The 21,264-nt window shown below is 61.3% G+C and carries 14 protein-coding genes; 8 read left to right on the forward strand and 6 right to left on the reverse strand.

The window, feature by feature from the left end:
- Positions 1-79 precede the first annotated feature (79 nt).
- The 4 genes from B723_RS12950 to B723_RS12965 form a co-directional block, all read right to left on the reverse strand.
- Entirely contained in the window at positions 80-1,021 is a 942-nt protein-coding gene (locus B723_RS12950) for a LysR family transcriptional regulator (RefSeq protein WP_017337013.1), read from the reverse strand.
- Between the two features lie 69 nt (positions 1,022-1,090).
- Complete coding sequence (locus B723_RS12955; protein ID WP_017337014.1) at positions 1,091-2,620, reverse strand: tripartite tricarboxylate transporter permease; 1,530 nt, start codon at positions 2,618-2,620, stop codon at positions 1,091-1,093.
- The gene (locus B723_RS12960) at positions 2,617-3,150 is read right to left on the reverse strand and encodes a tripartite tricarboxylate transporter TctB family protein (RefSeq protein ID WP_017337015.1); all 534 of its coding nucleotides are present in this window, start codon (positions 3,148-3,150) and stop codon (positions 2,617-2,619) included. The genes B723_RS12955 and B723_RS12960 overlap by 4 nt, the downstream gene beginning before the upstream one ends.
- Positions 3,151-3,202: 52 nt before the next feature.
- Complete coding sequence (locus tag B723_RS12965) at positions 3,203-4,219, reverse strand: Bug family tripartite tricarboxylate transporter substrate binding protein (protein WP_017337016.1); 1,017 nt, start codon at positions 4,217-4,219, stop codon at positions 3,203-3,205.
- A 379-nt stretch (positions 4,220-4,598) separates the two neighbouring features.
- Between B723_RS12965 and B723_RS12970 the strand changes: the two genes are divergently transcribed.
- From B723_RS12970 to B723_RS12995, 6 genes are all read left to right on the forward strand, one after another.
- Positions 4,599-5,939 (forward strand): MFS transporter, encoded by a 1,341-nt coding sequence (locus tag B723_RS12970; RefSeq protein ID WP_017337017.1) that lies wholly within the window; start codon positions 4,599-4,601, stop codon positions 5,937-5,939.
- Complete coding sequence (locus tag B723_RS12975) at positions 5,932-6,888, forward strand: amidohydrolase family protein (protein ID WP_017337018.1); 957 nt, start codon at positions 5,932-5,934, stop codon at positions 6,886-6,888. The genes B723_RS12970 and B723_RS12975 overlap by 8 nt, the downstream gene beginning before the upstream one ends.
- A complete protein-coding gene (locus B723_RS12980) occupies positions 6,885-7,889 on the forward strand; it encodes a 4-hydroxythreonine-4-phosphate dehydrogenase PdxA (RefSeq protein ID WP_017337019.1) in 1,005 nt (334 codons plus the stop codon). Before B723_RS12975 ends, B723_RS12980 begins: the two co-directional genes overlap by 4 nt.
- Before the next feature lie 317 nt (positions 7,890-8,206).
- Complete coding sequence (locus B723_RS12985) at positions 8,207-9,382, forward strand: L-rhamnonate dehydratase (protein WP_017337020.1); 1,176 nt, start codon at positions 8,207-8,209, stop codon at positions 9,380-9,382.
- A 29-nt stretch (positions 9,383-9,411) separates the two neighbouring features.
- Entirely contained in the window at positions 9,412-10,407 is a 996-nt protein-coding gene (gene araD1 / locus B723_RS12990; RefSeq protein WP_017337021.1) for an AraD1 family protein, read from the forward strand.
- 43 nt (positions 10,408-10,450) lie between these two features.
- Complete coding sequence (locus B723_RS12995; RefSeq protein WP_017337022.1) at positions 10,451-12,031, forward strand: aldehyde dehydrogenase (NADP(+)); 1,581 nt, start codon at positions 10,451-10,453, stop codon at positions 12,029-12,031.
- A gap of 59 nt (positions 12,032-12,090) precedes the next feature.
- Here the strand turns inward: B723_RS12995 and B723_RS13000 are convergent, their stop codons facing one another.
- Entirely contained in the window at positions 12,091-12,999 is a 909-nt protein-coding gene (locus tag B723_RS13000) for a DMT family transporter (RefSeq protein ID WP_017337023.1), read from the reverse strand.
- 175 nt (positions 13,000-13,174) lie between these two features.
- Entirely contained in the window at positions 13,175-14,800 is a 1,626-nt protein-coding gene (locus tag B723_RS13005; RefSeq protein WP_017337024.1) for a methyl-accepting chemotaxis protein, read from the reverse strand.
- Positions 14,801-15,210: 410 nt separating this feature from the next.
- Here B723_RS13005 and aceK point away from each other — a divergent pair, with 410 nt between their 5' ends.
- Positions 15,211-16,929 (forward strand): bifunctional isocitrate dehydrogenase kinase/phosphatase, encoded by a 1,719-nt coding sequence (aceK, locus tag B723_RS13010; RefSeq protein ID WP_017337025.1) that lies wholly within the window; start codon positions 15,211-15,213, stop codon positions 16,927-16,929.
- Positions 16,930-17,154: 225 nt separating this feature from the next.
- Positions 17,155-21,066, forward strand: coding sequence for an ATP-dependent RNA helicase HrpA (hrpA, locus tag B723_RS13015; RefSeq protein ID WP_017337026.1), 3,912 nt, complete (start codon positions 17,155-17,157; stop codon positions 21,064-21,066).
- Positions 21,067-21,264 lie beyond the last annotated feature (198 nt).

The raw sequence follows: 21,264 nt of genomic DNA on the forward strand, positions 1-21,264 counted from the left end.
GGCGTCAGGGCGGAACCAATAGTCGCCGTTACTCAAGAAACGGATATACACCAAAAAACCAGACCTCCATCCGGCCCTGTTACTTGGTCAACGCATGCTCCGCCCGCACCGAATTCATAAACGCCTGCATCGCCGACGATTGAATTCGATGACGCCGGGTAATCAACCCATACGGCGGCAGCCGCGCTTCAAACTTGATCGGCAACACCGCCAGCAAATCCCGCCCCGGATAATCCTCGACCACCGACACCGGCGTAACGCCAAGCATGTCAGTCTGCTGGATCAACGAGAGCAAGGTCATGATCGAGGTGGTTTCAACGATGCTGCTGGGAATGTCGACCCGTGCATTGTGGAACACCTGATTGATGATCGCGCGCATCGGGCTCGGTTGCTGTTGCAGCACCCAGGTCATGTTCTGCAATTCCGCCCAGCTCAGGTGTTTCTCCTGCGCCAACGGATTCTGCGCGCCGGCAATGACGCACAACGCCTCTTCGCCGAGGCTGTCGAACAGCAGTTCTTCGGCCCTCGCACCGGCCGGAATCCGCCCCAGCACGATGTCGAGTTGATCCTGCAGCAGTGCCTGTACCAACACGTCACTGGTATCGACCTGAATGCTCATCGACAACCGTGGATGGCTTTGCTTCAAGGTGGCGATGGTGCGGGTCAACAACCCCGAGGCCAACGCCGGAATCGCGCCGACGGCGACCCGCCCGAGGTTGCCGGATTCCAGTGCGACCAGTTCTTCACGCATGCCGCTGAGTTCGGCAAACACCATGCGCGCGTAGTAGATGACGGTTTCCCCGAATGGGGTCGAGCGCATGCCACGGGGCAGGCGTTCGAACAGCTCGACGCCGAGCAAGTCCTCGGCCTCGTGGAGCATCTTGGTCGCTGCCGGTTGGGTCATGCCGATGTGATCGGCAGCCCGGCGCAATGAGCCGAATTCCTGCAATGCCAGCATCAACCGCAATTGGCGCAGACGCAGTCGACTGTGGATTACATTGGCATCAGGAATTCGGGTCATGGGCCGCGCTCGCAGAAAAGACTGCGGCAAGCCTGACAACAAATGTCAGGCGTTGCCAGCATTGCTGTGTCACAGCACCGATTTGGTCTTGGCGACGGTCGGTTTGCGCAGGCCCGTCAGGGCGCCCAGTGCCTTGGAAATCAGCGGCCAGAACAGCATCAGCAGCGCTGCCGTGGTCAGGCAACCCACCAACGGGTTGGACCAGAAAATCCCCAACTGCCCGTCAGAAAACAGCATCGATTGACGGAACGCATCTTCAGCCTTGTCCCCTAGCACCGCGGCCAATACCAGTGGTGCAATCGGGTAACCGAGCTTCTTGAACAGGTAACCCAGCGCGCCGAAGCCCAGCATCAGCACCACGTCGAAGAACGAGTTGTGCACCGAGTACGCACCGATGGCGCAGACCATGATGATGATTGGCGCAATGATCGAGAACGGAATGCGCAGGATCGAGGCGAACAGCGGCACGGTGGCCAACACCACAATCAGACTCACCACGTTGCCCAGGTACATGCTCGCAATCAGGCCCCAGACAAAATCGTGTTGCTCGACAAACAGCGTCGGGCCAGGGTGCAAGCCCCAGATCATCAACCCGCCGAGCATCACTGCCGCCGTGGCGGAACCGGGAATCCCGAGGGTCAGCATCGGCAGCAGGGCGCTGGTGCCGGCGGCGTGGTCAGCGGTTTCCGGGGCGATCACGCCTTCGAGTTCACCCTTGCCGAAGTTCTCGCGATTCTTCGAGAAACGCCGCGCCAGGCTGTAGCTCATGAACGAGGCCGCCGTCGGGCCGCCGGGCGTGATGCCCATCCAGCAACCGACCAGGGTGCTGCGCACGATCGTCCACCAGTAACGCGGCAACTTGGCCCAGGTGCGCAGAATTACCATCGGCGTAATGCGTGCATGTTCGCCACGGAACACCAGGCCTTCCTCGACGGTGCAGAGGATCTCGCCGATACCGAACAGCCCGATGACTGCCACTTCAAAACTGATCCCGGTCATCAGGATCGGCTGGTCGAAGGTCAGGCGCAGGTTGCCGGACACGGTGTCCATGCCAACCGCTGCCATGGCGAAACCGATCATCATCGCCACCACGGTTTTCAGTGGTGGGTTCTTGCTCATGCCGATGAAGGTGCAGAACGCCAACAGGTACACCGCAAAGAACTCCGGTGAGCTGAACGACATGGCAAATGCGGCGATCTTGGTCGACAGGAAGGTCAGCAACAACACCCCGGCCAGTGCGCCGATCAATGCCGAGCTGAACGCCGCTGTCAGGGCTTCGGCGGCGCGGCCTTCGCGGGCCATCGGGTAGCCGTCAAACGTCGTCGCCACCGATGAGGGTTCGCCGGGTATGTTGAACAGGATCGAGGTGATCGAGCCGCTAAACAGCGCGCCCCAATACATGCACGACAGCAGGATGATCGCCGACACCGGCGACATGGTGAACGTCAGCGGCAGCAGCAACGCCACGCCATTGGGGGCGCCGAGGCCGGGCAATACGCCGACCAGAATGCCCAGCAGCACGCCGATCACCATCAGGCCGATATGGCCCGGGGTCAGGATCAGGTTCATGCCTTGCAGCAGGGAATCGAACTCACTCATTTGAAATTTCTCCCGGCCAGGGCAATCCAGTCGCCCATCGGACCGGCATCCAGCGGGACCTTGAACCACAGCGCGAAAATCAGGTAACTGGCAAGCACCGCGCCGAGGGATACGCTGGCGATCATCAATTTGCCGTAAGGCTTGGTGCGGACCTTGTCACGCCACATGAACCAGGCGATGAAACAGGCTGACGCCACATAGATGCCGGTGAACGGCATGGCGCCAACGAACAGCGCAATCGGAATGAACACTGACAGCACCTGTTTGAACGCGCTGCGGCTGACGAATGAAAGGCTCAGGGCTTTCCAGCGCACCATCGTCCATACGCCGTTGGCCACGCTCGCGGCGCTCAGCATCAGGCCGATGTAGAAGGGGAAATAACCCGGCTCAGGGCCGGAATCGCCCCAGCCGATACCTTGTTCGACACTGCCGAACATCACCACCACGCCGATCAGCGCGGTGAAGACAGCCAGGCCGAGTTCGACCCAGCGGGTACCGACCAGCGCCGGTGAATCCGAAGAATGGGACATGAAGACACCTCCAGAGGTGACGGCCGTGCGCAGGCGGACGGCCGTCGGCAACTCAGTTTTTCAGCCAGCCGGCTTCTTTGAACACCGGGGTGACGCGGGCGGTGTCTTTCTCAATGTAGGCAGTCAGCGGCTCGCCTTCGAGGAAGGTCGGCACCAGCGCGTTCTGCTTGACGTAGGCCTTGAACTCCGGGGTCTCGGTGACTTTACGCATCAGTTCGACATAGAACGCCCGCTGCTCGGCGGTGACTTCGCCGGGCATGAACACCGTGCGCGGGAAGCGATACTGATCTATGCCCAGGCCTTGCTCGTGGCAGGTCGGCACATCGGCCCAGGATTTTTCGCCGGCGACCTTGTCGGTATAGCTCATGCGCTCCTTGCTGAACACGCAGAGTGGCTCGACCTGATCACCGCGCCATTGGCTGATGCTTTCGCTGGGGTTGTTGACGTTGGCGGCGATGTGTTTGCCGGCCAGTTGGGTCGCGGCTTCACTGCCGCTCTTGAACGGGATGTACACCAGTTTGCTGTTGTTGGTCTGGTTCAGCAGCAGGGTCAGGGTCTGGTCGACATCCTTGGACTGGCTGCCGCCCATGCGCAGTTTAGACGGATCAGCCTTGGCAGCTTCGTAGAAGCCTTTGGCGTCTTTCCAGGGGGCATCCTTGTAACTCCAGAGGATAAAGTCGTCCTCGGCCACGGCCGCCACGGGAGTCAGCTCCTGCCATTGATAACCGAGCTTGGACACCAGTGGCAGCAGGTAAATGTTGTTGGTGCCAATCACCAGTTTTTCCGGATCGCCCTTGTTCATTTTCAGGTCGAGGAAGGCTTCGGCACCATTGCCGCCACCCTTGTTGAGGACGATGGTATTCACATCGAGAAACTTGTGGGTGGTGATGATCGACTGGATCAGGCGGCCGAGTTGATCGGTGCCGCCACCAGGGCCGCCAGCGACGACGATTTCGACGTTCTTGTCCGGTTGCCAGGCGGCGTGAGCGAGAGTGGGAAGGGTTCCGGCGGCGATCAGCGTGCAGCCAAGAAACAGACGGGATGTGCGACGGAGGAATGCATTTCGCATGATGGAAGGCCTCGTTTTTGTAGTTGTTATGAGTGACTTGTCGGTGTTCAAAAGCTGCAAGCCTGGCCTGAGTGTGGGAAGCCTCCGTCCTCGCGTCTAGTCAAAACAATACATACACCGATAGCCTGCGGTTATAGGTCTGAAGGGCCAATATCGCCATGATCGCCAAGGCCGTTGCACCAGAGCGGTTTGATAGGAAAGTCAGGCAGGTACTGCCCATTGAAAGCCCGCTGAAAGCATGGCGTGACATAACCCGAGGCTATCGCCGTATTTCAAGTTTTGATTAGACGGTTATCACTGGGCCTTCGATAGTGCTCACCAACGCCGCCTGAAGCGGCAATGCTGCATCTCACAAAAATAATAAATCGAGGTACGCACCATGGCTCGTCCCAGTGCTTCCCTGCAGCTGCCCGGCGCAGTTGCCCAGCCTGTCGCAGCGGCCACTCCGCTGACCGGCACGAACAAGGCCAGCAGTGTGCGCTGGCGGATCTTCGCGATCATCTTCGCGCTGACCATGGTCAACCTGATCGATCGGGTGTCGCTGTCGATAGCGATGCCAACCATCGCCCATGAATTTTCCCTGTCGCCGAGCATGCAAGGGCTGATCCTCAGCAGCTTCTTCTGGGCTTATGCATTGCTGCAGATTCCTGGCGGCTGGATGATCGATCGCTTCGGGCCGCATCGGGTCATCAGTTGGTCCACCGGGTTGTGGGGCACGTTTCAAGTGCTGGCGGCGTTCGCCACCGGCGGGTTGTCGTTACTGTTCGCCCGGGTTGCGCTGGGCGCTGCCGAGGCGCCGTTGTTCCCTTCGGGCGGCAAGCTGATTTCCCTGTGGCTGGCGCCGAGCGAGCGCAGTCGCGGCGCGGTGCTGATGGACAGTGGCAGCCCGTTGGGCGTGGCGCTCGGCGGGTTGATCATTGCCTACCTGATTGCTTCGCTGGACTCCTGGCGCCTGGCATTCGTGATCGCCGGTATCGCGACGCTGGTACTGGCCTGGCTGGCGCGGCGTTATCTGCGCGATGACCCGGCCAGTCACCCGCAAGTGAATGCCGAAGAACTGGAGAAGATCAACGCCGGGCGCGCGACGCCTGCTGCCGAAGCGGCGCGAGTGCCGGTCAAGGGCCTCGGCATCGCCGCCCGTTCCCTGAGTGGTTTGCTCATCGGACGCGCCAGTTGGGCGATGGTGTATTTCGGGTTGCTGACCTGGGGCCCCAGTTATCTGGCGCAGGCCCGAGGCTTCGATATCAAAGGCATTGGCGCGGCGACGTTCGTGATTTTCGTCTGCGGCGCGCTGGGTTCGTTGACCGGTGGTTTCCTCTGCGACGGGTTGATCCGCAAAGGCGTCAGTCGCGGTGTCGCGGTCAAGAGCCTGCTGGCATTTTCCGGTGTGATCGCCCTCGGCGCGTTCCTGTTGCTGCCGACCCTGACTGACCCGTTTGCCGCCGTGGCGCTGTTGGCCATGACTGCGTTTTTCCTGATGTGGGGCAGCCTCTACTGGAGCTTCCCGGCATTGCTGGCGGCACCGGCACGGGTCGGGTTGATTGGCGGGGTGATGAACATGGCCGGCAGCACTGGCGGGATTGCAGTCCCGATCCTGGTCGGCGTGATCCTGCAAATGGCCGGTGGCTTTGCGCCGGTGCTGGGGTTCTTCGCCGCCTGTTCGGCCGTCTTCGTGCTGGCCACATTGTTCATCAGTCTCGACGAGGTGCGGCATGACTAAGGTGTATGACGGTCCGATCATCGACGCCCATCACCACTTCTGGGATCCGACGATCAATCACCATCCATGGCTCGCACCCGAAGCCGACATCCCGTTTCGCTACGGCGATTACAGCGCGATCAAGCGGCGCTATTTTCCCGATGACTACTTCGCCGATGCCGGCTCGCATAACGTCGTGCAAACGGTGTACATCGAGACCGAATGGGACCCGCAAGACCCGATCGGCGAAACCCGCTTCATCGAAAGTCTGGCCGCGCGTTACGGCGTCCCCAATGCCATCGTCGCCCAGGCCTGGCTGGATCATCCGGATGCTATCGCGGTGCTTACCGAACAGGCGAGTTTCAAGGGGGTACGCAGCGTGCGCCACAAACCCGGCGGACCGACCTCGACCGCACAGGTCGGGCATCTGCGCAGCCTGATGAGCGATGAACATTGGCGGCGCAGTTACGCCGCGCTGCAAGGGTTGGGGCTGCATTTCGATTTGCAGACACCCTGGTGGAACCTGTTCGAAGCCGAGCGGCTGGCCCGGGACTTTCCCGGCACCACCCTGATTCTCAACCACGCCGGTTTGCCCAATGACCGCAGTGCCGAAGGCCTGGCCGGCTGGCGTCTGGCAATGGCGCGGCTGGCCGAGTGGCCGAACGTGCAGGTGAAGATTTCCGGCCTGGGCGTGGCGGGGCGGGCATGGCGTGCAAAGGACAACGCGTGGATCGTGCGCGAAGTGATCGCCATGTTCGGCACCCATCGAGTGATGTTCGCCAGCAACTTCCCCGTGGACAGCCTGTGCGGCTCGTTCGACGACATCTACAGCGGTTTCAAATCCATCGTTGCTGACCTGCCTGGCGCCGATCAGCAGCGACTGTTCTACGGCAACGCGCAGCGGGTCTATCGCTGCGAGCCTTGCGCCATTGACCGGACACGGCCCGAACCCTTGAGGAGTGAAGCATGAACAAGACAACCATCGCCATGGTCCTGGGCGACCCGGCCGGCATCGGCCCGGAACTGATCGCACGCCTGCTCGCGGAACCTCAGGTCCGCAGCCAGGCCAACGTGATCCTGATTGCCGACGAGGCGGAAATGCGTCGCGGCATGCGCATCGCCGGGGTGGAGTTTCCTTACCGTCGTGTGGAGTCGTTGGAGCAGCTGTCGTTTGTCGATGACACGCCGCTGTTCTATGACTTTCGCGGCGACACCCTCGGTGAATTCCCGCGCAGCGAAGCCAGTGTCATTGGCGGTCGCTACAGCCTCGACACCTTGGAAAAAGCCCTGCGCCTGACTGAGGCCGGCATCACCGATGCCATTCTGTTCGGGCCACTGAACAAGACCTCGCTGCACATGGCCGGCATGGCCCACAACGATGAGCTGCACTGGTTCGCCGAACTGCTGGATTTCCATGGGCCGTTCTGCGAGTTCAACGTGCTCGACAATCTATGGACGTCTCGAGTGACGTCCCACGTGGCACTGGCCGAGGTGCCGGGCATGTTGACTCAAGCGCGGGTGGTGGAAGCGATCCAGCTGATCGACACCGCGCTCAAGCGCAATGGCCTGGAAAAGCCGCGCATCGGCGTCTGTGGCTTGAACCCCCACAACGGCGACAACGGCTCGTTCGGGCGCGAAGAACTCGACATCATCGGGCCGGCGGTGCGCTCGGCTCAAACGTTGGGGATTGCGGCAGAAGGTCCGTACCCGGGCGACACGATTTTCCTCAAGGTTCAAGGGGATGCCAGCGCCTTCGACGCGGTGGTGACCATGTACCACGACCAGGGACAGATCGCGATCAAGTTGATGGGCTTCTCCCGTGGGGTGACGGTGCAGGGCGGCTTGCCGATTCCGATTACCACGCCGGCCCACGGCACCGCGTTTGATATCTCGGGCCAGGGCAAGGCCAACGTCGGCGCGATCCGCCAGGCCTTCGAGATCGCGTGCCGGATGGGCGGCAACACCTACTGACTCACCGCAATACCCCTGTGGGAGCGCGCCTGCTCGCGATGACGGCATGACAGACACCCTTGAAGTGACTGTCAGATCGCAATCGCGAGCAGGCTCGCTCCCACCTTTTTTTTGTGATGGCTGATAACCCGATCTAACGGATATCCGCTTTTTCCTATCACCCCAGGTTATCGACGGATGTGCATAAGTGATTATCCGCCGCCCCCAAGCGCTGGCTAAAGTCGCTCCATCGAATGACCAGCGCCGATCACCCGAACGGCTCTGCGCACACGACTCAAACAACTACAAAAAGCCGGCAGCGCAAGGAATCCGTACCCATGAAAATCAAAGCAATCCGTACCCGCGTTTTCGAGTGGAAAGGTAAAGTCGTCCCGCCTCAAGCGCACTTCTGCACCAACGCCAGCGACATCCTGTTCGAGCGCGGTGACGCCATGGGCTCGTTCCGTTTCCACGGCTGGCTGGTGGTGGAAGTCGAGACCGACACCGGTCTCGTCGGCATCGGTAACTGTGCGCTGGCGCCACGTGTGGCCAAGGAAATCATCGACACTTACCTGGCGCCGATCGCCATCGGTGAAGACCCGTTCGACAACGAATACATCTGGCAGAAGATGTACCGCCAGAGCCACGCCTGGGGCCGCAAAGGCATCGGCATGGCGGCGATCTCGGCGATCGACATCGCGATCTGGGACATCATGGGCAAAGCGGTCAACAAGCCAGTGTTCAAGCTGCTTGGCGGGCGGACCAAGGAAAAGATCTGGACCTACGCTTCCAAGCTCTACGCCAACGACAACCTCGACCTGTTTCTCGAAGAAGCCCAGGGTTATCTGAACCAGGGTTTCACCGCGCTGAAAATGCGTTTCGGCTACGGCCCGAAAGACGGCCCGGCGGGCATGCGCAAGAACATTGAACAAGTGCGCGCCCTGCGTGAACTGGCCGGCCCGGACATCGACATCATGCTCGAATGCTACATGGGCTGGACCCTCGAATATGCGCGTCGCATGTTGCCGAAACTGGCCGAGTTCGAACCGCGATGGCTGGAAGAGCCGGTGATTGCCGACGACATCGAGGGCTACATCGAGCTGAAAAAAATGGGGATCATGCCGATCTCCGGCGGCGAGCATGAGTTCACTTCCTACGGCTTCAAAGACTTGCTCGAACGCCGCGCCGTCGACGTGATCCAGTACGACACCAACCGCGTCGGCGGCATCACCGCCGCGCGCAAGATCAACGCCATGGCCGAAGCCTGGTCGGTGCCGGTGATCCCCCACGCCGGGCAGATGCACAACTATCACCTGACCATGTCCACCACTGCCTCGCCGATGGCCGAGTTCTTCCCGGTGTTCGATGTCGAGGTCGGCAACGAACTTTTCTATTACGTGTTCAAGGGCGAGCCGCAACCGGTCAACGGCTACATCCAGCTCGACGACAACACGCCAGGTTTGGGCCTGGAAATCTCCGATGAATATTTGAGCGATTTCAACATCATCGAGTGACCCCAATCCCGACTTTATGGAGGGCCGTCATGCGCCTGATTCAATTTGAAAATTCTGTCGGTGAGCGCCAGGTCGGCGTTGTCGAAGGTTCACAGGTCCAGGTGCTGAAAGGCACCCGCAGCACCCGTGAACTGGCACTCGCGGCGATCCGCGCCCAACGCAGCCTGCAAGATGAAGTCGCTTCACGCGGCACCGAGCCTGGCCCGGATTACGCGCAGCTGTTGCAGCAGGGCCAGGTCCTGCCGCCGCTGGACCACGAAGACCCGGCCCATTGCCTGATCAGCGGCACCGGCCTGACCCATCTGGGCAGCGCCTCGGCACGGGACAAGATGCACCAGCAGGACGGCGCCGTTGAAGCCGGCATGACCGATACCATGCGCATTTTCAAGTGGGGCCTGGAGGGCGGAAAACCCGCCGCCGGCCAGGTCGGCGCGCAACCGGAATGGTTCTACAAAGGCGACGGCAGCATCGTCGTGCGCCCCGGCGCGGACTTCCCGGTGCCGCCGTTTGCCGAAGACGCCGGAGAGGAACCTGAGCTGACCGGCCTCTACGTGATCGGCGACGACGGCCTGCCATATCGCGTCGGTTATGCGCTGGGCAACGAGTTCTCCGACCATGTCATGGAGCGGCGCAATTACCTCTACCTCGCGCACTCGAAATTGCGTTTCTGCGCCTACGGTCCGGAACTGCGCGTCGGTGAGTTGCCCCGGCATCTGGCGGGCACCAGTCGCATCATCCGCAACGGCGAAACCCTCTGGGAAAAAGAGTTTCTCAGCGGCGAAGACAACATGTGCCACAGCCTTGCCAACCTCGAATTCCATCACTTCAAGTACGCGCAGTTTCTGCGGCCCGGCGATGTCCACGTGCATTACTTCGGCACCGCCACACTGTCATTTGCCGACGGGGTGAAAACCCAACCGGGCGATCGCTTCCAGATCAGCCTCGATGCGTTCGGCGCACCGCTGGAAAACGGCATCGGCGAAAGCGCCCAGCCGTTGGCCATCGGCCAAGTTCGTTCGCTTTAAGCTTTCAACCTCCGGCGCTTGTCAGCCGGCCAAGGAATCACTCATGACCACACTCACAGGACACAACTACATCGGCGGTCGTCGCAGCGCCAACGGTACGTTGCAGCTGCAAAGTCTCGACGCGACCACCGGTGAACCGTTGCCCGGCCGCTTCTTCCAGGCCACTGAAGCCGAAGTGGATGCCGCCGCCAAAGCCGCCGCCGCGGCGTACCCGGTCTACCGCAACCTGAGTGCGGAAAAACGCGCGACCTTTCTTGACGCCATCGCCGATGAAATCGATGCGCTGGGTGATGAGTTCGTCGCCACTGTCTGCCGTGAAACGGCATTGCCGGCCGGTCGTATTCAGGGTGAGCGCGGACGTACCAGCGGTCAGATGCGTTTGTTCGCCAAAGTCCTGCGGCGCGGCGATTTCTACGGCGCACGGATTGACCGCGCATTGCCGGATCGTCAGCCGTTGCCGCGTCCGGATCTGCGCCAGTACCGCATCGCCATCGGCCCGGTTGCGGTGTTTGGCGCCAGCAACTTCCCGCTCGCATTCTCGACGGCGGGCGGCGACACCGCCTCGGCGCTGGCCGCCGGTTGCACGGTGGTGTTCAAGGCGCACAGCGGGCACATGGCGACCGCCGAGTGGGTGGCGGACGCGATCATCCGCGCAGCCGAGCGCACCGAAATGCCGGCCGGTGTGTTCAACATGATTTATGGCGGTGGTGTTGGCGAGTGGCTGGTCAAGCACCCGGCGATCCAGGCGGTGGGCTTCACCGGTTCGCTCAAGGGCGGCAATGCCCTGAGCCACATGGCCGCGACCCGGCCGCAACCGATCCCGGTGTTTGCCGAGATGTCGAGCATCAACCCGGTGTTCCTATTGCCTGAAGCCCTCAAGGTGCGTGGCGAGCAGATCGCTGCGCAACTCGCCGGTTCGGTGACGCTGGGTTGTGGCCAGTTCTGCACCAATCCGGGTCTGGTCATCGGTTTGCGCTCGCCGCAGTTCAGCACTTTCCTCGAAACGTTGTGCGCCAGCATGAACCAGCAACCGGCGCAAACCATGCTCAATGCCGGCGCACTCGTCAGCTACAGCAAAGGCCTGGGCGAACTGCACGAACATCCGGGACTGACGCACCTGGCGGGCAAACCGCAGCAGGGCAATCAGGCGCAGCCACAGGTGTTCAGGGCGGATGTCAGCCTGTTGCTCAAGGGCGATGAACTGCTTCAGGAGGAGGTGTTCGGGCCGACCACCATCGTCATTGAAGTCGAAGACCAGGCGCAACTCGCGGCCGCGCTGCACGGTTTGCGCGGGCAATTGACGGCGACGCTGATCGGCGAGGCCGAGGAGCTGCTGGAATACCGCTGGCTGGCCGAGTCGCTGCAGGAAAAGGTCGGGCGGATTTTGCTCAATGGCTATCCGACCGGGGTCGAGGTGTGTGAGGCGATGGTGCATGGCGGGCCGTATCCGGCGACGTCGGATTCGCGGGGCACGTCGGTGGGGACGCTGGCGATTGATCGATTCCTGCGGCCGGTGTGCTTCCAGAATTATCCGGATGCGTTGTTGCCCGAGGCGTTGCAAAACGCGAATCCGCTGGGGATTCGGCGGCTGGTGGATGGGGAGGTGAGTCAGTCAGCTTTGTAGTGCCTGAGCAGGCGCCTTCGCGGGCAAGCCCGCGATGGCGTCATCAGCATCACCACAAATCACTTGGCAGCCACCGCCGCAACCTTCTTCACCGAAGTCTTCAACACCAACCACAACGCTGCAGCAATCAAAACTCCGCCATAAATGTGCGCCATCGACAGCGGCTCATCCAGCAACAACGCCCCCCATAACACCCCGAACGGCGGAATCAGGAAGGTCGTGGTCATCGACTTTACCGGCCCGACCGAGCTGAGCAGGCGGAAGTAAATAATGTACGCCAACGCGGTACATACCAGCCCCAACCCCAGCAACGACAGCCAGACACTCCAGCCGCCCCAGCTCGCCGGCGGCTGGCTGATCACGCTGTAACCGAACAGCGGCAACAGGAATAATGTCGCGCCAAGCATACTGCCCACTGCCGAAAGACGACTGTCGAGACCACCCGCCTGATCGAGCCAGCGGCGGGCAAGGAAGCCGGCGAAGCCATAACAGGTGGTGGCGAGCAGGCAGGCGAGGGCGCCCATCAGCAGTTGCAGGTCGAACGCCACCGGGCCTGCACGGGTCAGGATGCCGACGCCGAACAGACCGAGGAACACCCCGCCCAGCTTGGCGGCGGTGAGTCGTTCACTGAAGAACAGACCGCCAATCAATACGCCCATCAATGGCGTGGTGGCGTTGAAGATGGCCGAGTAACCGGCCGGAAGCACCTGGGCCGCCACGGAATAGAGGGTCGCCGGGATCCCGGAGTTGATCACCCCGAGCAGCATCACCGTTTTCAGCTTGCCCTTGAAATCCCAGCTGATACGCATCAACCCGAGAATCACCAGCAACCCCGCCGCCGCAATCGACACGCGAAAAAACGCCGTGGGAATCGAGCCGATCACCGGGGCAATGATGCGCATGAACAGGAAACTCGCGCCCCAGATGGCCGCCAGCGACAGTAAACGAACGATATCGACAGGGCTCACGACGCACTCCTTCCTTGATGGGGACGAGAGTGTTGCCGAGAGCCTTGCCTATGGCAACCGAAAAACCGGCACTCAATTCTTGTGGCGAGGGAGCTTGCTCCCGCCGGGCCGCGCAACGGCTCCGCAAACCGGTGAGCGCTGTGCACTCAAGCGCGAGCAAGCCCCCTCGTCACCGTTATAGTTGAAAGCGAGTGACCAGCCCGTTGAGGTCGACCGCCAGCCGCGACAGTTCCTGGCTGGCGGCGGAAGTCTGGGTGGCACCTGCGGCGGTCTGGGTCGAGAGGTCGCGAATGTTCACCAGGTTCTGATCGACTTCCCGGGCCACCAGCGCCTGCTGCTCGGCCGCGCTGGCGATGACCAGGTTGCGCTCGTTGATCTGCGAGATCGACGCGGTGATTTTCTCCAGGGCCTGGCCCGCGCCGTTGGCCCGGCGCAAGGTCTGGCTGGCATGTTCGGCGCTGCTTTGCAACGCGATGACCGTGGCCCCGGTACCTTGCTGGATATTGTTGATCATCAGCTCGATTTCTTCGGTGGAGTTCTGAGTGCGTTGCGCCAGCGAACGCACTTCATCGGCCACCACCGCAAAGCCGCGTCCTGCTTCACCGGCGCGAGCGGCTTCGATGGCCGCGTTGAGCGCCAGCAGGTTGGTCTGCCCGGCGATTGCGCGAATCACTTCCAGGACTTTACTGATGTCCTGGGCCTGAACCGCCAACCCCTCGGCCTGTTCCGACGCGCTGAGCACTTCGCTGACCAGTCCCTGAATCGAGTTGATGGTTTCACTGACCTGCACGTGCCCGTGCTTGCTGTCCTCGTTCGACGCCTGGGAAGCTTCGGCGCTGGACACGGCGTTTGCGGCGACTTCGTCCACCGCAGTGCTCATCTCGGTGACCGCGGTGGCGGCCATCTCGATCTGGTCGTTCTGTTGTTGCAGGCCTCGGGTACTTTCCTCCATCACCGAGCTCATTTCCTCGGCAGCCGACGCCAGTTGCCGCGCCGAGTCGCTGATGCCGCGAATGGTGGTGCGCAGGTTGCCTTGCATCTCGTCGAGGGCGTTGAGCAATTGCGCGGCTTCGTCCTTGCCGCTGATGTCTATCGGTGCGCTGAGGTCGCCCGAGGCAATCCGGCGTGCAACGTTCAGGGCCTGGTTGATCGGCGCGGTGATGCTGCGCGTCAGCAGCCAGGCCAGGAGCAATGTGGCGAACAGCGCGGCGACGATGATTGCGCCGACGACCCATTGCGCACGCTGGTACATCAACGCGGCTGCGTCCGCGGCGGTATCGGCGCCTTGCTGATTGAAACTGATCATCGACTCCAGGGATTTATCCAGCACGCTGCCCTGAGGGGCCAGTTCATTGTTGAGGCGGGCGTAGGCCTGGTCATTCTGGCCCGCATCGATCTGCGCGAGGATCTGGTCGAGGATCGCCAGGTACTTGGCCACGGCCGCGTTCAGACTGTCGAGCATCACCCGTTCCTGATCACTGGACAGCATCGTCTTGTGGTCATCGAGGCGCTTGAGCAGCTCCTGGCGTTGGGCGCTGAGAATGCCTTTACTCTTTTCCCGCACGGCGCTCTGGCTGTTGGCGATCAGCCGCAACGATTCGAGACGGAGGGTGGCGATGTTGGCCGCGCTGTCATGGATGCTCTCGATGCTCGGCATCCACGACTCCTCGATGACCGCCGCACTTTCGCGCAGGGTCGCCATCTGGCCCAGTCCGAACAGCCCGACCACTACCAGAAGACTGGCCAATACGGCAAAACTCAAGCTCGCGCGCAAACCTATGCGCATGTTCCTTATCGGCATCTAAAGTGCTCCTTGGGCATTTTGGGAGGTAGCCCTCGTGGACCGAGGATCTTGTTTTTAGGCGGGTGAGAGCGAGCTGTATATCAAAGTGCCATCATTTTGGTAAGACCAATCCGCATGCGTTTTTCGATTGGCTGGCTTCAGGGAAAAGCAGAATACCCGGCGTCTGGCGATTGGCCTGAGCGTGGATTGGATCCGAACGCCTGATAATCAGAGGGCTGTAGGTGAATCGATTAAGTGGAGAGAGGATGACTATCAAGGTTGATTACTGACCGAACGGTCAATTAAAAAAAGTCTGAAAAAACTGTGCTCCCGAGTGATTCATTCGTTGTCGGACCGAAATTAGGCTTCTCCTGCACCCGGTTCACTGGCTAAGCTCAGGCCTTCCGAATTCCCGCAGAGGTCTCACCATGCCGCAGCAATGGCCAGCCGCCGACATCGCCCGAATGATCCTCGATGGCTTTGACGATTACCGCGAGCATTTCCGGCAAATCACCGATGGTGCCCGAGCGCGCTTCGAGCAGGCCAAGTGGCAGGAGGCGCAAGTCGCCTCGGCGGCGCGGATCAACCTCTACGAAGAGAAAGTCAGCGAAACGGTCGAGCGCCTGCACGTCGCGTTCGACGCCGACACGCTGGATGTCAGCTGTTGGCCACTGGTCAAAAGCGCCTACATCAGCCTGATCGACCTGCGCTTCGACGATGAGCTGTCCGAGACCTGGTACAACTCGATCTTCTGCGGGCTGTTCAGTCATGACCTGATCAGCGACGGCTGCATGTTCATCCACACCACCCGGCCGAGCCTGCGGCGGGCACGCGCCGCACAGACCCGTACCTACAAGCCCCAGGGCAAGCTGTCCGACATGCTGGCGAGCATTTTTGCCGACTACCGCTTCAGCGAGGATTACGCCGACCTGGCGGGTGATCTGCATCGTCTCGAAGCGCAACTGCGCGAGAACCTGCCGGACTGGGTGTGCAAAGACCCGGAACTGAGCGTCGAACTGTTTTCCTCGGTGCTTTACCGCAACAAGGGCGCGTACCTGGTGGGGCGCATCTACACCCGGGACGAGCAGTGGCCGCTGGTGATTCCGCTGCTGCACCGCGAAGGGCGGGGGATTCAGATCGATGCGTTGATCACCGATGAAGCCGATGTGTCGATCATCTTCTCGTTCACCCGTTCGTACTTCATGGTCGACGTGCCGGTACCGGCGGAGTTCATCGGTTTCCTGAGGCGCATTCTGCCGGGCAAACACATCGCCGAGTTGTACACCTCGATCGGTTTCTACAAGCACGGTAAATCCGAGTTCTATCGGGCGCTGATCAACCACCTGGCCAACACCGACGACCAGTTCATCATGGCCCCCGGTGTGCGCGGCATGGTCATGAGCGTGTTCACCCTGCCGGGGTTCAACACCGTATTCAAAATCATCAAGGACCGTTTCTCACCGTCGAAAAACGTCGACCGCGCGACGGTGATCGAGAAGTACCGACTGGTTAAAAGTGTCGACCGCGTCGGGCGCATGGCCGATACCCAGGAGTTTGCCGATTTCCGTTTCCCGCTGAGCAAGTTCGACCCGGCGTGCCTGGAAGAATTGCTGGAGGTGGCCGCGTCCACCGTTTCGTTGGAGGGCGACACGGTGTTGATCCGCCACTGCTGGACCGAGCGGCGGATGACGCCGTTGAACCTCTACCTGGAAAACGCCAACGAGGCGCAGGTGCGCGAAGCGCTGGAAGATTACGGTCTGGCGATCAAGCAACTGGCGGCGGCGAACATCTTTCCCGGCGACATGCTGCTGAAAAACTTCGGCGTCACCCGTCACGGTCGCGTGGTGTTTTATGACTACGACGAGATCTGCTTCCTGACCGAAGCCAACTTCCGCCACATCCCGCAACCGCGCACGCCGGAAGATGAGATGGCGTCCGAACCCTGGTATTCGATCGGGCCGCTGGATGTGTTCCCCGAGGAGTTTCCGCCGTTCCTGTTCGCCGATTCCGGTCAGCGACGCTTGTTCGATCAGTTGCATGGCGAGTTGTACAACGCCGATTACTGGAAAAGCCTGCAAGAGGCGATTCGGGCGGGGAAGGTGATTGATGTGTTCCCGTATCGGCGCAAGGGTCTCGATAACGAGTAGCCCACCTGAGTGAACACACTGTGGCGAGGGAGCTTGCTCCCGCTGGGTCGCGAAGCGACCCCAAAACCATTCATCTCGGAGCTTCAGGCAAACCGCGATGACAGGATTACGGCTGCTTCGCAGCCGAACGGGAGCAAGCTCCCTCGCCACAAAAGCGCGTCACTCCGCGCCCCAAATCTGCGACAATCCGCCCCCTGCGCCACTAGACGACTTATTGCGTACCTGATGACTGACGAATCGCCTTCCATCGACAAACTGCTGAAAAACCTCGATCACGCCATGCTTGCCGACCGCCACCGGCTGCGGCGGCAGTTGCTTGAGCTGCGCAAGAAGCCCGACGAGGCCAAGCTGGCCCAGTGGGTGACGCGTATGCAGGCGTCCTGTGATCAGGTGCTGGCGCGGCGTGCCAGCCTGCCGGTGATTCGTTACGACGACAGCCTGCCGATCGCCGCCAAGCGCGACGAAATCAAGGAGGCGTTGCTCAAGCATCAGGTGCTGATCATTGCCGGCGAAACCGGTTCGGGTAAAACCACCCAGTTGCCGAAAATCTGCCTGGAAATCGGTCGCGGTCAACATGGCCTGATCGGCCACACCCAACCGCGTCGAATCGCCGCCCGCAGCGTCGCGAGCCGGGTTGCTGAAGAATTGGCGACGCCGCTGGGTGCGCTGGTCGGCTATCAGGTACGGTTCGAGGATCAGAGCGATTCCAATACCCTGATCAAACTGATGACCGACGGCATCCTGCTGGCGGAAACACAGAACGACCGTTACCTCGAGCGCTACGACACGATCATCGTCGACGAAGCCCACGAGCGCAGCCTCAACATCGACTTCCTGCTCGGTTACCTGAAAACCCTGCTGCCCCGTCGTCCGGACCTGAAGGTCATTATCACGTCGGCGACCATCGACCTGGAGCGCTTCTCCAAGCACTTCGACGATGCACCGATTGTCGAGGTCTCCGGTCGCACCTTCCCGGTGGAAACCTGGTACCGCCCGCTGACCCTGGAACAGGACGAAGAGGGCAACCGCGTCGAAGACGATCTGACCGTGGACCAGGCGATTCTCGCCACCCTCGACGAAATCGCCGCGTTCGAACGCAGCGAACGCAAGAGCCCTGGCGATGTGCTGGTGTTCCTGCCCGGCGAACGCGAGATTCGCGACGCCGCCGACATGCTGCGCAAAGCCCAGCTCAAACACACTGAAATCCTGCCGCTGTACGCACGGCTTTCGCCGGCCGAACAGCAGCGGATTTTCCAGTCGCACCCGGGGCGTCGCGTGGTCCTGGCGACCAACGTCGCGGAAACTTCGCTGACCGTGCCGGGCATTCGTTACGTGATCGACAGCGGCACCGCGCGCATCAGCCGTTACAGCTACCGCGCCAAGGTCCAGCGCCTGCCCATCGAAGCGATTTCCCAGGCCAGCGCCAACCAGCGTAAAGGCCGTTGCGGGCGGGTCGAACCGGGCATCTGCGTGCGGTTGTTCAGTGAAGAAGATTTCCTCGGTCGCCCCGAATTTACCGACCCGGAAATCCTGCGGACCAACCTCGCGGCGGTGATTTTGCAGATGCTCCATCTGCGCCTCGGCGAAATCACCGATTTCCCGTTTATCGAGCCGCCGGATGGCAAGGCCATCAGCGACGGGTTCAACCTGCTGCAAGAACTCTCGGCGGTGGACCGCAACAGCCAGCTCACTCCGCTCGGTCGCCAATTGGCGCGGCTGCCGGTGGACCCGCGCATGGGCCGCATGTTGCTGGAAGCGGCGAAACTCGGCAGCTTGCAGGAAGTGCTGATCGTCGCCAGCGCCATGTCGATCCAGGACCCGCGCGAACGTCCGCCGGAGCGTCAACAAGCGGCGGATCAGGCCCACGCCCAATGGAAAGACGTGGACTCGGACTTCGCCGGGCTGGTCAATCTGTGGCGTGGTTTTGAAGAGCAGCGCCAGGCGCTGACGGCGAGTCCGCTGCGTAACTGGTGCCGCAAGAACTTCCTGAATTACCTGCGACTGCGCGAGTGGCGCGACTCTCATCGTCAGTTGAGCCTGATTTGCCGCGACATGCAGTTGAGCCTCAACAAAGAGCCGGCGGATTACCCGAAACTGCACAAAGCCGTGCTGTCCGGATTGCTCAGCCAGATCGGGCAGAAAACCGAGGACGGCGATTACCTCGGCGCCCGTCAACGGCGCTTCTGGATTCACCCGTCATCGGGTCTCGGCAAGAAGCGTCCGCAATGGCTGATGACCGCCGAACTGGTGGAAACCACCAAGCTCTACGCGCGCATGGTCGCCAAGATCGACGCCGACTGGATCGAGCCGCTCGCCGGGCACCTGATCAAGAAAAACCACTTCGAACCCCATTGGGAGAAGAAGCGCGGACAGGTCGTTGCGTTCGAGCAGATCACCTTGTTCGGGCTGATCGTGGTCGGTCGCCGGCCGGTGCATTACGGGCCGGTCGATCCGGTGGTCTCCCGCGAGTTGTTCATTCGTGAAGGGCTGGTGCGTGGCGAGATTCAGTCAAAGGCCAAATGCCTGACCGCCAACAAACAACTGCTGGAACAACTCGACGAACTGGAAGCCAAGGCCCGTCGCCGCGACATTCTGGCCGACGAAGAAACCCTGTTCGCCTTCTACGACGCACGGCTGCCGGCGGAGATTCATCAGACCGCGACGTTCGACAGCTGGTACCGGGTCAACAGCCAGAAAGATCCGCAGCTGCTGATCATGCGCGAAGAAGACGTGCTGGCCCGCGAGGCCAGTGAAGTCACCGCCGCACATTACCCGGACACCTTGCACATTGGTGATCTGGAACTGTCATTGAGTTACCACTTCGAACCGAACCATCCGCGTGATGGCGTGACGCTGCGGGTGCCGGCGCCACTGTTGCCGATGCTGCCGCCGGAGCGTCTGGAGTGGCTGGTGCCGGGTGTGATCGAGGCCAAGTGCATCGCGCTGGTGCGCAACCTGCCCAAGGCGCTGCGCAAGAATTTCGTGCCGGTGCCGGACTTCGTCAAAGCCGCGTTGCAGCGCATGACCTTTGCCGAGGGCTCGTTGCCTCAGGCGCTGGGTCGCGAACTGCTGCGCATGACGGGGGCGCGGGTCAGTGATGAAGCCTGGGCCGAAGCGGCGCAGCAAGTCGAAAGCCATTTGCGGATGAACCTGGAAATCGTCGATGGCCAGGGCAAGTTCCTTGGCGAAGGACGGGATCTGGCGGAACTGACCGCACGATTCGCTGAGGCGAGCCAGGCGGCTTTGGCCGCTCCGCAAACGGCGAAAAGTCAGCAGCCGGTGGAGGCGAAAGTCTTCGCGGCGGTGGCGGAAAAAACCCAACAGAAGATTGCCGGGCTGTCGATGACGGTGTATCCGGCGCTGGTGGAAGAGGCCGGCACGGTCAAGGAAGGGCGGTTCTCGACGCCGGCCGAAGCCGAGTTCCAGCATCGCCGTGCCTTGCAGCGCTTGCTCATGCAACAGCTGGCCGAGCCGGCGAAATTCCTGCGCGGCAAGTTGCCGGGGCTGACCGAGTTGGGTTTGATGTACCGCGACATGGGGCGCGTCGACAGTCTGGTGGAAGACATTCTGCTGGCCAGTCTCGACAGTTGTATCCTCGACGGCGAAGACCCGCTGCCGCGTGATGGCGCCGGGCTGGCGGCGTTGGCCGAGCGCAAACGCGGCGGCTGGACCGAGCACGCCGAGCGGCTGGCCAAATTGACGCTGGAGATTCTGAAGCTCTGGCACGGCCTGCAAAAACGCTTCAAGGGCAAGATCGATCTGGCGCAGGCCGTGGCCCTGAATGACATCAAGCAGCAGCTCAGTCATTTGGTGTATCCGGGTTTTGTCCGCGAAACGCCGATGCAGTGGCTCAAGGAACTGCCGCGTTACCTGAAAGCCATCGAGCAACGCTTCGAGAAACTCGGGGCGCAGGTGCAGAAGGACCGGGTGTGGAGTGGCGAGTTGTCCGGTCTCTGGACCCAATACCAGGCCCGCGCCAGCAAACACGCCCAGGAAGGCAAGCGCGATCCGCAGCTTGAGCTGTACCGCTGGTGGCTGGAGGAATACCGGGTTTCACTGTTTGCCCAACAGTTGGGGACCAAAGTGCCGATATCCGACAAGCGCCTGAACAAACAATGGACCCAGGTCGAACCGTAGGCCCTTTGGGAGAGGACTTTGTGGCGAGGGGATTTATCCCCGTTGGGTGGCGAAGCCGCCCTGAAATCAGCGCACTCGATGTATCAGTTACACCGAGTGCGCTGGTTTTGCGACTGCTTCGCAGCCGAACGGGGATAAATCCCCTCGCCACAAAAGGCTGACAGAGATACGCCGCTACTTCGCAAAAGGCGCCAAAAC

The organism is Pseudomonas fluorescens NCIMB 11764 (genome assembly GCF_000293885.2).
GTDB classification, from domain to species: Bacteria; Pseudomonadota; Gammaproteobacteria; order Pseudomonadales; family Pseudomonadaceae; genus Aquipseudomonas; species Aquipseudomonas fluorescens_B.

Bases quoted from the DNA above. Each gene is read 5' to 3' on its own strand.
- B723_RS12950 (WP_017337013.1), bottom strand. From the start codon at position 1,021: ATGACCCGAATTCCTGATGCCAATGTAATCCACAGTCGACTGCGTCTG.
- B723_RS12955 (WP_017337014.1), bottom strand. From the start codon at position 2,620: ATGAGTGAGTTCGATTCCCTGCTGCAAGGCATGAACCTGATCCTGACC.
- B723_RS12960 (WP_017337015.1), bottom strand. From the start codon at position 3,150: ATGTCCCATTCTTCGGATTCACCGGCGCTGGTCGGTACCCGCTGGGTC.
- B723_RS12965 (WP_017337016.1), bottom strand. From the start codon at position 4,219: ATGCGAAATGCATTCCTCCGTCGCACATCCCGTCTGTTTCTTGGCTGC.
- B723_RS12970 (WP_017337017.1), top strand. From the start codon at position 4,599: ATGGCTCGTCCCAGTGCTTCCCTGCAGCTGCCCGGCGCAGTTGCCCAG.
- B723_RS12975 (WP_017337018.1), top strand. From the start codon at position 5,932: ATGACTAAGGTGTATGACGGTCCGATCATCGACGCCCATCACCACTTC.
- B723_RS12980 (WP_017337019.1), top strand. From the start codon at position 6,885: ATGAACAAGACAACCATCGCCATGGTCCTGGGCGACCCGGCCGGCATC.
- B723_RS12985 (WP_017337020.1), top strand. From the start codon at position 8,207: ATGAAAATCAAAGCAATCCGTACCCGCGTTTTCGAGTGGAAAGGTAAA.
- araD1 (WP_017337021.1), top strand. From the start codon at position 9,412: ATGCGCCTGATTCAATTTGAAAATTCTGTCGGTGAGCGCCAGGTCGGC.
- B723_RS12995 (WP_017337022.1), top strand. From the start codon at position 10,451: ATGACCACACTCACAGGACACAACTACATCGGCGGTCGTCGCAGCGCC.
- B723_RS13005 (WP_017337024.1), bottom strand. From the start codon at position 14,800: ATGCCGATAAGGAACATGCGCATAGGTTTGCGCGCGAGCTTGAGTTTT.
- aceK (WP_017337025.1), top strand. From the start codon at position 15,211: ATGCCGCAGCAATGGCCAGCCGCCGACATCGCCCGAATGATCCTCGAT.
- hrpA (WP_017337026.1), top strand. From the start codon at position 17,155: ATGACTGACGAATCGCCTTCCATCGACAAACTGCTGAAAAACCTCGAT.